Source organism: Rhizorhabdus sp. (assembly GCF_018006725.1).
In the GTDB taxonomy this organism is placed as follows: Bacteria; Pseudomonadota; Alphaproteobacteria; order Sphingomonadales; family Sphingomonadaceae; genus Rhizorhabdus.
On the sequence record NZ_JAGMXV010000033.1, the window covers coordinates 1 to 13,943 of the forward strand.

Annotated in this window: 11 protein-coding genes; 5 read left to right on the plus strand and 6 right to left on the minus strand. The window is 65.7% G+C overall.

The genetic code is table 11. From position 1 onward, the window contains the following. Positions 1-1,509: alginate lyase family protein (locus tag KAY22_RS07180; RefSeq protein ID WP_296621653.1), on the plus strand; the 1,509-nt coding region annotated here is incomplete at its 5' end. A 22-nt stretch (positions 1,510-1,531) separates the two neighbouring features. Next, positions 1,532-2,764, plus strand: coding sequence for a glycosyltransferase family 4 protein (locus KAY22_RS07185; protein WP_296621656.1), 1,233 nt, complete (start codon positions 1,532-1,534; stop codon positions 2,762-2,764). Positions 2,765-2,767: 3 nt separating this feature from the next. On the opposite strand, the gene KAY22_RS07190 is transcribed toward KAY22_RS07185, so the two are convergent. The 6 genes from KAY22_RS07190 to KAY22_RS07215 form a co-directional block, all read right to left on the minus strand. Further along, on the minus strand, positions 2,768-3,928 hold the full coding sequence (locus KAY22_RS07190) for a hypothetical protein (protein WP_296621657.1): 1,161 nt from the start codon (positions 3,926-3,928) through the stop codon (positions 2,768-2,770). Positions 3,929-3,987: 59 nt separating this feature from the next. Then, positions 3,988-6,198, minus strand: coding sequence for a polysaccharide biosynthesis tyrosine autokinase (locus KAY22_RS07195; RefSeq protein ID WP_296621659.1), 2,211 nt, complete (start codon positions 6,196-6,198; stop codon positions 3,988-3,990). Positions 6,199-6,232: 34 nt separating this feature from the next. After that, positions 6,233-6,955, minus strand: coding sequence for a polysaccharide biosynthesis/export family protein (locus KAY22_RS07200; protein WP_296621661.1), 723 nt, complete (start codon positions 6,953-6,955; stop codon positions 6,233-6,235). Next, complete coding sequence (locus tag KAY22_RS07205; RefSeq protein ID WP_296621663.1) at positions 6,948-8,396, minus strand: O-antigen ligase family protein; 1,449 nt, start codon at positions 8,394-8,396, stop codon at positions 6,948-6,950. Before KAY22_RS07205 ends, KAY22_RS07200 begins: the two co-directional genes overlap by 8 nt. A gap of 168 nt (positions 8,397-8,564) precedes the next feature. Further along, complete coding sequence (locus KAY22_RS07210; protein WP_296621664.1) at positions 8,565-8,990, minus strand: hypothetical protein; 426 nt, start codon at positions 8,988-8,990, stop codon at positions 8,565-8,567. 353 nt (positions 8,991-9,343) lie between these two features. Continuing rightward, positions 9,344-9,580: a hypothetical protein gene (locus KAY22_RS07215; RefSeq protein WP_296621666.1), complete on the minus strand. Its 237-nt coding sequence runs from the start codon at positions 9,578-9,580 to the stop codon at positions 9,344-9,346. Positions 9,581-10,072: 492 nt separating this feature from the next. On the opposite strand from KAY22_RS07215, the gene KAY22_RS07220 reads away from it, so the two are divergent. The 3 genes from KAY22_RS07220 to KAY22_RS07230 all read left to right on the plus strand — a co-directional run bounded on the left by KAY22_RS07220 (position 10,073) and on the right by KAY22_RS07230 (position 13,923). After that, a complete protein-coding gene (locus tag KAY22_RS07220; protein WP_296621718.1) occupies positions 10,073-11,350 on the plus strand; it encodes a sugar transferase in 1,278 nt (425 codons plus the stop codon). 137 nt (positions 11,351-11,487) lie between these two features. Continuing rightward, positions 11,488-12,258: a metallophosphoesterase family protein gene (locus KAY22_RS07225; protein WP_296621668.1), complete on the plus strand. Its 771-nt coding sequence runs from the start codon at positions 11,488-11,490 to the stop codon at positions 12,256-12,258. Positions 12,259-12,366: 108 nt separating this feature from the next. Then, entirely contained in the window at positions 12,367-13,923 is a 1,557-nt protein-coding gene (locus tag KAY22_RS07230; protein WP_296621670.1) for a carboxylesterase family protein, read from the plus strand. The last annotated feature ends 20 nt before the right edge of the window (positions 13,924-13,943 follow it).

The window sequence follows — 13,943 nt, forward strand, 5'->3', positions numbered from 1 at the left end:
GTACTGGCACCCCGTATCGGGATGATCGATCGCGACGACGCGGTGCTGAAGCTGCGCTTTCTCGATCATGAGGAACCGGTGGGAACACCCATCGACTGGTCGGCGCGGGATACGGGTGTGGCTGCGCAGCTCTGGCGCATGCATCTCCACTATATGGAGTTTCTCGAGGAGGCGACGGCCGCCGAGGGGCTCGACTGGATCCTCCACTGGATCGAGGACAACCGACCCGACCGCAAGGGCTTCTGGCGCGATATCTGGTTCCCATACACCATCTCGCTGCGCGTAGTGGTGTGGATGCAGTTCGTGGCGCGCCACGCGGAGGCCCTGCCGGAAGAAGCCGAAGCCCGGATCGCCGACAGCCTCGCGGAACAACTGCGCTATCTGGTCGACTATGTCGAAACCGATATCGGCGGCAATCATCTGATCAAGAACGCCAAGGCCCTGCTGTGGGCGTCGGCCTATTTCACGGGAGCCGAAGCGGAAAGCTGGGGACGGATCGGCGCCCAGCTGCTGCGCACCGAGCTGCCCGTGCAGATCCTGTCCGACGGCGTCCATTTCGAACGCTCCGCCTCCTATCATGCCCAGGTCTTCGCCGACCTGGTCGAGATACGCAGCCTGCCGATCGATGCCGCCCTTGCGGCAGAGCTCGACGAGCGCCTGCCTGCCATGGCCCAGACCCTCGTCGACCTCGCCCACCCCGACGGCCTGCCTGCCCATTTCAACGATTCCGGCCTGACCATGGCTTATGCGCCGGAGGTCTGCCTCGACGGCTATGCCCGGATCGGCGGCCTTTGCCCCGTCCCGCGCGCCGTGTTCGCCTGCCCCGCGGCAGGCTATTTCGGCGCGCGAAGCGAAAGCGCCTATATCGTTGCCGATTGCGGACCGATCGGACCGGACGAGCTGCCGGCCCATGGCCATGGCGACGTGCTGAGCTTCGAACTGTCGCTGCGCGGCGAGAGGCTGATCGTCGATCAGGGGGTGTTCGAATATACGGCCGGCGCACGCCGGCAGGCGAGCCGTTCCTGCGCGAACCACAATACGCTGGCGCTGGAGGGAGGCGATCAGGCCGATTTCTTCGGTCGCTTCCGCGTGGGTCGCAGACCCCGGGTCCGCGTCTCGGAATGGCAGGCCGGACAGGACGGTTTCCGGCTGGAAGGCGAGCATGACGGCTTCGCTCACCTGCCTGGGCACCCCCGGCACAGCCGCCGCTTCACCATGACGCCCAACGGTCTGGACATTGAGGACAGGATCACGGGCCGGGCCTCGCGCGACGCCAGCATCAGCTTCCTCCTCCACCCGTCCGTATCCGCCGAACCGCTGTCGCCGACGCAATGGCGGCTGCGGAGTTCGATTGCAGAGGCGATCCTGACCTGCGATCTGCCGGTCGTGCCGGAATATGCCTGCTGGTGGCCCGATCTGGGCGTCGAGCAACCGACGCAGCGACTGGTCGTATGCGCGGCATCCGATCGATTTGCAGCGGGCGTCGTCAGCCGGATCGCCTGGGCCTGAAACGATAAGGGAAATAGGATCGATGCGGCTGCTCTTCCTGACCGACAATTTCCCGCCCGAGGTGAACGCCCCGGCGAGCCGCACATTCGAGCATTGCCGCGAATGGGTCCGCGAAGGGCATTCGGTGGTGGTGGTCACCTGCGCACCCAATTTCCCCAAGGGCAGGGTGTTCGAGGGCTATCGCAACCGGCTGTGGCAGCGCGAGACGATGGACGGGATCGAAGTGATCCGCGTCTGGACCTTCATCAGCGCGAATGAGGGCTTCGCGCTCCGCATTCTCGATTATCTGAGCTTCATGGTCAGCGCCTTCATCGCCTCGCTGTTCGTGCGCAGGGTGGACCTGATCGTCGGCACATCGCCCCAATTCTTCACCGCCTGCGCGGCACGCATGGCCGGCCTCGTCAAACGACGTCCCTGGGTCTTCGAACTGCGCGACATCTGGCCGGAGTCGATCCGCGCAGTGGCCGCGATCCGGCAGGACCGACTTCTCGACCTGCTCGAGAAGCTCGAACTCCATCTCTATCGCAAGGCGGCGGCGGTGGTCTCGGTGACCCATGCCTTCAAGGACAATCTGGTCCGGCGCGGGATTGACGGCTCGAAGATCCACGTCGTCACCAACGGCGTCGACACCGATCGATTCCGCCCCCTCCCCAAGGACGCGCCGCTCGTCGAAAGCCTCGGGCTCGGAGGCTGCTTCGTGGCCGGCTATATCGGCACTCATGGCCTCGCCCATGGTCTCGACACACTCGTCGATGCGGCGGCGCTGCTGGCCGGTCGCGACGACGCCCGCCATATCCGGATCCTGATGCTCGGCGACGGCGCCGAACGCGCCCGGCTGAAGGCCGACGCGGAGGCCCGAGGCCTGACCAATATCCTCTTCCTCGAAAGCGTCCCCAAGCACGAGGTCGTCCGCTACTGGTCGCTGCTCGACACCTCGATCGTACATCTGAAGCGCGAGGATCTGTTCAAGACGGTGATTCCGTCCAAGATCTTCGAGTGCATGGGCATGGGCATCCCCATCCTGCACGGCGTCGAGGGCGAGTCCGCCGGGATCGTGGCGAAGGAGGGCGTCGGCATAGCCTTCGAACCGGAAAATGCCCGGGCGCTGGCCGACGCACTTCTGGCCATGGCGGGTGATGTCGAGCTGCGGTCCCGCCTGTCGCTTGCGGGCCCGCCCGCCGCTGCCCGCTATAGCCGACGGGCACTGGCGCTCGACATGCTCGGGCTGCTGACCAGACTGGCGCGCAAGCGCTGAGGTTCAGAGGCGGTCGAGCCGCCAGTCCGACAGGGTCAGCTCTCCCTCGCCGTCGATCGCCCTGCTGGTCGCAACCACCTCGAGACGTTGCGCGGGGCAATCTGCGGGCACGGCGAAGGGCAGGCTCACCGGGGCAGCCGTCGTCGCGATGGGGGCGGGGCCGACGATCAGATCCGTCTTCGGAGACCCGATACAACGCAACGCCACCTCGGCTGTGGCCGGCGCGCGCCCGTCCGGAACCGTCCCCCGCAGGCTGAGGCTGTAGCGCCCCGGCGTGAGCATCAAAATCCGATCCGATACAGGCGCACGACGATCGGCTTCGGCCCGGACGATGATCGCATTGCCCTCACCAGCCAACGCACTGCCTTCCGCCCCGTTGATGAAGCGCCATCCAAAGGGGCCAGTCCGGCTGTCGAGGCTTGCCGGTCCGACCGTCACGTCAGCGGCAAAGCCGCCCGGCAGCCTGACGCCCTCGCGCAGATAGCGCGCCGCGAGCGGGAAATTGCGCCGCGCCGCGAGACCGGTCAGCACATAGCCATCGGTGTCGGCATAGCTGGGCGTTGCCGGCAGCCCGCCCGCCGCCAGGATCATGAGCGCGGCATCGGAAACCGAGTCGGGGCCGGCTGCGGCGTGACGCAGGAAAGCAGGCATCCACGGCCGGTTCGAGCGAATATAGGGCAGCAGTGCGTTGCGAACCCCTCCATCGAACAGACCATCGGCGAGCGCCGGAAACAACAGTTCGGCCGCTCCCGCACTGGTGCTGAGGGCTTCATCGAAACTCCGCACCACACCGGCAGCATCGCCGCGGTCCAGGCTTCGGTTGATCAGCAGCCAGGTCGTGCCGATGTCGCGACGCGAGACCCGGTGCGCGAGATCGATAAGCCGATCGGACGCCGCCTGCCGCCCGACCATAGACTCGGCCACCGCAAGCTGCCGCAGCGCAACGGGGTTGAGCGGATCGCTTCGAAGCGCCGTCCGGGCGATCGCCGCCATGGCGGGCGCGTCGGCCACGGTCGGGTCTTCATAGGCCCGCAGCCGATCTTCCTTCAGCGTCAGCGACACGGCGTCGTCCGGGCGAAAACGCAAGGCCAGATCGGGGTCGGATATACGCCAGAAATTCGCGAGCGAATCCGCCCCGGCGGCCAGCCCCAACGCCAGGCTCACAATCACAGCCGCGATGTTCCAGGGTCCCGGACGCCCGGGCCGGCTATCGCTGGCTGTGGTCACGCCGCCTTGTTGGCGACATCGTCGCCATAGCCATAGCCGTAGCCATAACCGTAGCCATAGCCGTAGCCATAAGCGAGTTCGCTCGCCTTCAGCTTCGTCAGCACGGTGCCGAAGATATGGGTGTTGACCATGCGCAGTCGGCTGATCGCCGCTCGGATGCCGCGCACCGCAGCCCCTTCCGCCTGGATGACCAGCACCGCACCCTCGACAGCCCGCCCGAGCAGCGGCGCATCGCTGAGGCCCAGGATCGGCGGCGCGTCGATCACGACATGGTCGTACATCGACTGAAGTTCGAGGACGAGCTGCCGGATCCGGTCGCTGCTCAACAGTTCGGCGGCGCTGGGCGGCTTCGGCCCCGAGGTGAGAACCGAGACGCCCTTATGCTTGGTTTCCCTGATCAAAGAGGCGACATTGTCCTCGCCGGCCAGCAGGTTGGACAGCCCCGCGACATTGTCGATGCCGACGAGATGGTGGACGTCGGGCGAGCGCATGTCGCCGTCGATCAGCAGCACGCGCTTGCCGGTCCGGCCGATGATCCGCGCGAGGGCGTAGGACGAGGTCGACTTGCCCTCGGCCGGCCGCGTGCTGGTGACGATGAAGGATCGCGGCACGCCATGATCGGTCGTGAAGGCGAGGTTCGACCGGATCGTGAAATAGGCCTCGGATACATAGGATTTCGGATCGTCGATCCCCTCCGCGACGTTGCCGTCGCTGAGCGGGACGTGGCCGAGCATCGGCAGATGGAACATCTGCTGGATCTGGCCCGGATGGCTGACGCCTTCGTCGATCTGTTCGAGACCCAGCGTGGCGAGCATCGCCAGGCCGAGGCCGATAGCCAGCGCAATTGCCATGTTCTTCGGAAGGCTCGGTGCCGACGGCCCGCCGGGGACCAGCGCATCGTCGACGATCACGATGTTGCTGACGCCGACCATGCCGGCGATGCCGATCTCCTTGTAGCGCTGCAGCAGCGCATCATAGAGCTGACGGTTCGTATCCGCTTCGCGCTGATAGATGTTGTACTGAATCGCGTCGTGCTGCTGATCGTCGAGGCGCGCCTTGAGGGCACTGACCTGCGCCTTCAGTTCATTCTCGCGCTTGACCGCCTCACGGTAGGTCTGGACGCGGCTGTTCACCACACGCGCGGTTTCCCGGGCGATCGCGTCGTCGAGCGACTGAATCTGCTTCATCAGTGCCTGCGCGGTCGGATAGCCGGGCTCGAAGCGCGCAATCAGCTTGGCATATTCGGAGGCCGAATCGGCGCGGCGCTGGCGCAGCTGCGCGATCGTCGCGTTGCCGAGCACGTCGGCGCTCTCACTCGCCCCCGCCCCCTGCGCGCGGCTCTCGGCCGCGATACGATCGGCGGTGGCCGCGTTAAGCGCAGCATTCAGAGCCTCGAGGTCGGTTGCGACCATCGTCCGCTGAAGCTGGGTCTTGCCGTCGGAATCGCGCGACGAGCTGAGCGTCACGATGTCGTTCTTGGTGGCATAGGTAACGACGTCGCGTTCGGACTGCTCCAGCCGGGCGCGAAGATTCGCCAGCCGACCTTCGAGGAAGCTACGTGCGTCGGCGGTCGATGCCAGCTGGCGGTCCATGCTCGCGGCGATGAACTGCCGCGTCCAGGCGTTGGCGACTTCCGCGGATATCTTGGGCGAGCGCGACGTGTAGGAGATGTTGACCAGACGCGAGCGCCGAACCGGCTGCACCGCGATATTGCCAAGCAGCAGGTTGGCCGCGAGCCCTTCGCGGGCCTCGATCTGCGCCGCAGTCAGGTTGCCACGTCCGTTCAGACCGTGGCGCTCGGCATCGAGCTTGACGCCATGCGCCGCGAAAAAATCGTCGCGACGGGCCAGGCCCATCGCCTTCGCCACCCGTTCGCCGAGCGAACGGGCGCGCAGCAGAGCATATTGGGTCTCGTAAAACTCCAGATCCCGATCGGCATTGTCCGAATCGAGCCCCTGAACCTTGGTGACCTTCTTCTGCTCGCGACTGATCTCGATCTGTGCCTTGGCCGTATAGCGCGACGGAGTCAGCAGGGTGACGATCAGCCCCGTGGCGAGCGCTGCGGCGATGATGGCGAGGATCAGCCATTTCCAGCGGACGGCGGTGTGCCAATATTGCTTGAGGATAGGCGGCAGTGCGTAGCTGTCGCTAAAGCCCTCGGCAGGCCCTGCCGGTCCCAACCCCTGAACGTCGGCAGCATTACTCATCGGAAGCACTCACAATAGACGGCCGGGTGCGCGATCATCGGTTCAGGCGATCGACGGCGAAGATAAGGGGAGTCGACAGCGCCGGCAGGACCTGCAGGAAGTCCTTGAAGACGCGGCGGGCCCGCGACTCGCCGACCACGACGACGTCGTTGGCGAAGACTTCGGGATCCTGATAAGCTCCCAGGCGGATCGACTTGAGGTTGTACAGCGCGGCATATTGCTCGCCCTTCACGGTGCGGAAGATCACCACCTCGTTCAGCTTCGCAAACTCGTCGGTTCCGCCGGACAGGGCGATGGCACGCAGCAGCGTCATGCGGCCGACGACCGGGAACAGGCCGGGCTTCTTCACCTGGCCCTCGACCGTCACGACCTGGCTGACCGTCTCCTCGAGGTTGATGCTGACCTGCGGATTGCGGACATAGCTGGCGGCGAGCTTGGTCTCGATCATCCGCTCGATCTCACCCGGCGTGCTGCCGGCAATGGTCAGCGCGCCGATCAGCGGGAAGGAAATGCGTCCGCTGGCGTCGACCTGAACCTTGCGGTCCGACAGTTCCGGGATACCGAATACGTCGATGCGCAGCTTGTCGAACGGTCCGACGATATAGGGGCGGTCGATCGTAAAGGTCTCGCCGCGCTCCGGCATGGGCAGTTCGGTCGCGTTGAGCACCTCGATATTCGGCGCGCCACCGATATCCGGCGTGCTGGCGCAGGCGGACAGCGCCAGCGCCAAGCCAAGTAAAGTCAAGCAATTACGCATTACTTCCGCGACCCTCATATGAAGTGCTCGTCTTAGGATCGGACGGCCCCCCGTCAAATGAATTATCATGCCTGCCCGCGTCGTCAGCCCCGTAAAGCCACAACAGCATGACACAGAAGAGACAGGCGATCGCCGGTGTGCGCAGCGGATAGTCCCCCAGGCTCGCCAGCCCGAGAATGCCTATCACACAAAGCGCAGCCCCCTTGGTCACCGAGCGCCCGTCCTTCCCCTTGCCGGCACCCCACCAGCGGACACATTGGCGCACATAGGCCGCAACGGCAACCGTCAGCAGTAGCATGGCCGGCGCTCCGCCCGTCACGAGCAATTCGAGCGGGTCATTGTGCGCACGCAGGAAGGTCGTCCATTCGAGCAGGGCATAAGGCTCGTCGAGGCGGTAGACCTCGGCAAAGGACCCGATACCCGACCCGACAGGGAAATAGCGCAGCGCCATGTCCAATATCGGTCCCCAGGCACGATAGCGTATCTCCCCGACGCCGTTGCTCGACAGCAGCCGATCGATCGACTCCGCGCGGCCGGCAAAGACGACGATCGCCGCGAGCAGAAGAAGGAGACCGGCTGCGACCGCCCACGCCCTGGTCCCGCGCCAGAAGCGCATAGGACCGGTCGCGCGCGGATCGGTCCGGTTCAACAGCGCAGCAGCCGCCAGGCCGACCATCATCGTCAGCAGCCCGGCCCGCGATCCCGTGACCAGGATCAGGGCCACGAAGATCGCACCGCAGGCAGCGGCGATGCCGACGCGGATGCGCCTGTCCCAGCGCGGAAAGGCAGACGGGGACGCGAAAACCGCCAGCAGCGGGAAGCTGCAGGCGAGGAAGACCGCCTGATGATTGCGATTGGCGAACAGCCCCACGGCGGCGCCGTCATTGGTGATGCGATAGAGATAAAGCGGGCTGCTTTCCCCGCCGCTCAGTTGAAGCAACGCGACGAGCGAAGTGGCCAATGCGAGCAACAGCAGGGGAATGACCAACGTCCGACGCTCTTGAAAGGACAGCCGCGCGCCCACGACCAAGACGGCAAATGGCGGAAGCAGGCTGAAAAATGCATTCCAGGCGCCGACCGGCGCAAGCGCGAGCGGCCGCCAGATATGCCCGAGCCCGGCCGCCGCGTCGATCGCAGCGATGGTATCGCGCCCCGGCAAGGCTGACCAGATAGCCCAAGGCAAAGGAACGAGGTGGAGCAGGATCAGCAGCGCCATCGCCATGAAGAACAAGAGCGGCGGCGCCAGATTGCGCAGTTGTCTCCGTTCGACACCCCAGAGCGCGAAGGCGAGGAGGAGCGCCGCTATCGGTCGCAGGACGACCAGCGACTGAATGTCGTAGCGCGACCCGCCGCCCGTTGCGAAGGCGAGCAAGAGAAACACGGACATCGCCCAGAAACAGACCGACGGGACGGGAATGGCGGCGCGGCGAGCGATCTTCATGCCTTCCTTTATCCGTGCATCGACCTGGCAGCAATCTGACGCCCCGGCTGGTCGCTCGATGGAGGCGAGATTTATCCGGTATGACGACGAAGCGGTGTGACCTTTCGCATAGGCCTTTCACGACAAGGGCGGCCGAAGCCGCCCTGCCTCATGCCACTTCCAAGCCCGTCACGGACTGACGCTGATAATGGGACCGCCGCCGCCGGATGAGGAAGCGGAAACCGCGACACCGACGGAAGCGGCTGCGGCAACCCCCGCCGCGGCTGCGGCGGCACCAACACCGATGCCTCCAGCAGCGGCGGCTCCTGCTGCACCTGCGCCGGCGGCAGCTCCGGCCGCGCCTGCGCCTGCACCCGCACCTGCACCCACACCTGGGACTGCACCTGCTGGTCCCGGGGTCGGCGGAACGACGTTCCAGCCTCCGGTGGGCGCCGCATTTCCGAACTGCGCCAGTTCGACATTCTTCCTGGTCACCCGCTTACCGAGCTTCGCTATGACGCCAGCGCGGATCTTGGACCCGATCGCCTTGACCGCCTCCGTGCTCATCGTCGTTGCGCCGGTGGGCGCGACGGCCGCAATCACCGGCGCCGACATGATAGCGAGAATCGCAACCGATATCGCTACTCTACGAAAGCTAAGCATAACCAGTCTCCCGAACGGTTCGGCATTTCTCGAGGGCGTCAGTATCGCCATAAGGCGAAAAAGCGCGCGATGGACACGTAATGATCTCCCCGCGCTATCCCTGCTGCGGCATCGCAGCAATCCGGGATTATGCGGAGATTTCGACGGTCTTTTCGTGGTTTATCGCACAACCTTGCGCTCCGATGTGACGAAAAGCATAGGTCGGCCGGAAGACACAAAAAAGGGCGGCACAAGCCACCCTTTTTGTTTACTCGATGATCGCTCATCTTACGGGCTGTTGCCGCCACCCGAAGTGGCCGCCGCCGTCACACCGGCCGCTGCAGCAACGCCAGCAGCCGCACCAGCGATGCCGATGCCACCCGCAGCAGCGCCGGCCGCACCAGCGGCTCCTGCTGCGCCGGCGGCACCCGCGCCAGCAGCGCCGGCCCCAGCTGCGCCTGCACCGGCTCCTGCTCCAGCGCCGGCTGCACCAGCACCCGCGCCTGCCCCGGCGCCGCTACCGGCTCCGGCCCCAGCAGCACCCTCGAGCTGCGCCAGCTCAACACTCTTCTTGTTGACGCGCTTGCCCAGCTTCATCACGACGCCGGCGCGCATCTTGGAACCGATTGCCTTCGCAGCTTCCTTGCTTAGCGTCGCACCGGTGGGCGCGACAGCGGCAACGACCGGAGCCGATGCGATGGCGACAATCGCAAGCGAGACTGCAACTTTACGAAAGCTTTTCACAACCGGTCTCCTGAATCACACAGCTTTCCTTAACGGGACAGGCCTGCGGATGCAATTGGATTTCGCCGCTGGCCGACCCTTCTTCGACTCTAACAGTTAAGGATTGCTATAGTTTCCAAATTGCGCGACGGGAAAACAGCATCGTCTCGTGGGGGCGACCGATGCAGGGCGAATCGCGCAACGCGGCTATTGGCATAGTCGAAACCGACAAGTTCACTGTGCGCGATGTCACTGCATCGCCGGCCTGATCGGTCCACAACGATGCCATGACGGTCCGTGCGTGGGATAAAGGGAGTGAGCCCAACGTGCTCATGAGTCGCGAACTGCAGGTTCCGCGGGCCCGTGCCAGCGTGTTCAATGCCCTTTCGGCGCAATTTCTGCTGGGTTTCACCCTCGCCGTCATCCTCCCGACCTATTTGCGATTCGACAGCTTCGATGAAGCGCTGGCCTCTTCCGGCTTTCCCAACAGTTTCCTCGGTGCAACGATCGCCCTGACCGTAGGGATGATCATGCTGCGCCGGGTCACCGCTTATCCGGGCACGCGCGCCTTCGGCTTCATCCTGCCGGCATTCATAGGCTCCTTCGGGCTGGTCCTGGCGGCCCTGTTCGCGCTCAGGCTGCAATATAACCGCATCTATTTTTCTTCGACCTTCCTGGCGACGATCACCCTGTTCTTCCTGCTCAGCATCTATTTGCTGCCGCGCACCCGTCGGCGCTTCTACGTCGTGCCGGGCTTCGATCTGCACGGGCTCACCCTGCCGCGCGAGGTCGAATGGATCCGGCTGCGCCAGCCGGTCGTGCCCGACGACCCGTCGGCGTTCATCGTCGCCGATTTCCGCCACGATCATGACCCGGCCTGGGACCGGATGCTGGCCGAAGCCGCCGTGATGGGGCGAACCGTGCTCCACAGCAAACAGGTGCTCGAGTCGATCACCGGCCGGGTTTCGATCGAGCATCTGTCCGAAAACAACTTCGGATCGCTGCTCCCCAACCTCGCCTGGCGCAAGGCCAAGCGCGCGGTGGATCTAATATCGGCGCTGCTGCTGCTGCCGCTGCTGACGCCCATGTTCCTGATCATCGGAGCGTGGATCCGGCTCGATTCGTCCGGCCCGGCACTGTTCCGCCAGACCCGCGTCGGGGCCGGCGGCCGGCCGTTCCGCATCGTCAAGTTCCGGACGATGCGCCAGTGCGACGAGGGCGAGGCCGACATGGCCGCAGCACAGACCCAGCATGCCGATTGCCGCATCACCCGGGTCGGCCGCTGGCTGCGCCGCACCCGGATCGACGAGTTGCCGCAAATCTTCAATATCATCCGCGGCGAGATGAGCTGGATCGGCCCCCGCCCCGAGGTGCTGTCGCTTTCGCAATGGTATGAGAGCGAAATCCCCTTTTACCTGTACCGCCACATCGTCCGCCCCGGCATCACAGGCTGGGCCCAGGTCAATCAGGGGCATGTGACCGAACTCGACGCGGTGCATCACAAGCTCCAATACGACTTCTACTACATCAAGAATTTCTCGCTCTGGATCGATATCCTCATCGCGATCCGGACCGCGAAGATCGCGATCACCGGCTTCGGCGCGAAATAAAGCTTCCACTCGGCTCCTGCTGCCCAAGGGCTGGATTAGCCCGCCCCGACTCACTATCGGAAGCCGCGTCGCGACGTCGGGTGGCCGGATCGGCTCCACCGATGCCCGGGCCTGCGCGACATCAGGACGGGTGACGAATGGGATTGCGCGATTTCCTTCCATGGCGACGGCGGAGCAGACCGCGGCAAGCCCGCGCCCCTGAAGGCCAGCGCTGGTATGCGATCGGCGACATCCATGGTCGCTACGACCTGCTCGACGAATTGCTTCGACGGATCGATCGCGACGACGAAGCACGCGGCGAGACCGACACCCGCTTGCTTTTCCTTGGCGATTACATCGATCGCGGACCCGATTCGGCTTCGGTCATCGAACTGCTGATCAAGCTCGACACCGGCGACGAGCGCGTCGTTTTCCTCGGCGGCAATCATGAAGAAGTGCTGATCGCCGTCGCGGAAGGCAACCGCAAGGCCGCCGCCCTGTTCCACAAGATGGGCGGCCGCGAAACGCTGCTGAGCTATGGCGCGGCCGCCGCCGACTATGACAAGGCCGACCCGGCGGGCGTGATCGACCTCGTCCGCGCACATATTCCCGCGGAGCACCTCGCCTGGCTCCGCCGGCTGCGCCACAGCTATCGTGCGGCCGACTATTATTTCGCCCATGCCGGCATCCGCCCCGGCATTCCGCTCGACCAGCAGCAGGGCGCGGACCTGCGCTGGATCAGGGGCGAATTCCTCAACGACGAGGGCGACCATGGCGCGGTCGTCGTTCATGGCCACTCGGTCCGGACCGACGTCGAGGAGCGGAGCAACCGGATCGGGATCGACACCGGCGCCTATGCCTCCGGCCGACTGACCGCGCTGGCCATCCAAGGCGAGGAGCGCTGGCTTCTCCAAACCGAAAAGCCTTAGCCACGGTGCGATCAGCGCAACGCTGATCTACTGGTTCCGGCATCGCGAAGCCGCTAGCCCTCCCGCCTTCGCCACACCCGGTGCAGCATGCGACGCGGAGGATAATCGATGGACCGCCGAACATTTCTTGCCTCCACTGCGCTTGCGGCAGCGAACACCGCGGCCCTCGCCGCAGCCGCCCGTCCTGCGGCTGGAAAAGTCGGCGTCGCCGAAACGCGCGAGGGACCGGTGCACGGCGTGGCGACGGAAAGCGGCACCGCCTATTTCGGCGTCCCCTTCGCATCGCCCCCCATCGGCTCGCTCCGCTTCCGGGCGCCGCAACCGCCAGCGCGCCGGTCCGCGCCATTCGATGCGACCGGCTTCGCACCGGCCCCTATCCAGCAACCGCCTCCACCGGGGCTCTACGGACCGGGGCCTCTGCCGCAGTCGGAGGACTGCCTCGCGCTCAACATCTGGACGCCCGCCACTGCCGGTCCGCACCCCGTCTATCTATGGATCCACGGCGGTGGCAATGTTGCCGGATCGAGCCGGATGCCGGTATTCGACGGAAGCCGCTTCGCGCGCCATGGCATCGTCTGCGTCACGGTCAGCTATCGGGTCGGCGCGCTGGGCTTTCTCGATCTCTCCGCGCTGCTGGGCGAGGACTATGCGGGCAGCGGGAACAACGGGCTGCTCGACATCGTCGAGGCACTGCGCTGGGTTCGCGCGAACATCGCGGCGTTCGGCGGCGATCCACGGCAGGTCACGATCGGCGGCCAGAGCGCCGGGGCCAAGAATGTCTGCGCCCTGCTCGCCATGCCCGCCGCGCGTGGCCTGTTCAGCCGCGCGATCGTCCAGAGCGGCGGCGCGGAAACCGCGATCGACCGCGATGGCGCCGGCCGCATGGCACATCGTTTCCTCGAACTGACGGGCGCGTCCGATGCGCGGGACCTGCTGACGCTCGACAGCACCATGCTGCTCGCCGCGCAGGTCAAACTGCAAAAGAGCTGGCCGCGCAAATATCCGTTTCGGGCGGTGGTCGACGGGAGCGTCTTGCCCGACCTGCCGCTATCGATGATCCGGGACGGCCGCGCCGCACCCGTCCCGCTGCTCCTCGGGACGACGCGCGACGAGATCGCCTTCTTCGGGCCCAATGCGGCGCGCGATGGAAGCGTGGTGCAGGGCGATCTCGCGAACATGGCGCTCGACGCCTTCGCGCCGGTTTATGACGCCTATGCACGCAACTTCCCCGCGCTTTCGCCACTCGACCGTCGTTACCGCGCTCTCACGGCCGAAGAATATTGGCTGCCAACGCTCCGCACCGCCGCCGGCCATGCAGCCGCCCGGCGCCCGACCTGGCTCTACCGCCTCGACATGCCGCGCAGCGCCGCGCCCAACGCCGGCTATGCCGTCCACGGCTCCGAACTGCCGCTGGTGTGGGACAAGGTCCGCGACCCGCAATGTGCCTTTCTCGGCCCGGAAGGCCCCGAAGCCGAAGCGCTCTCCGCCCGCATGCACGCCCACTGGGTGTCGTTCATCCGGAGTGGCGCGCCGGGCGCAGGCTGGCCGCTCTACCGGCCGGACGCGCCACAGACGATGGTGTTTGCGACCGAGGACAGTGCGATGACGCGCCTGGACGAGGACGAGCGGCGCCAGTGGGACGGGGCGCGCTTCGACTTCGGGTGAGCGACACATCCTCACCTCCG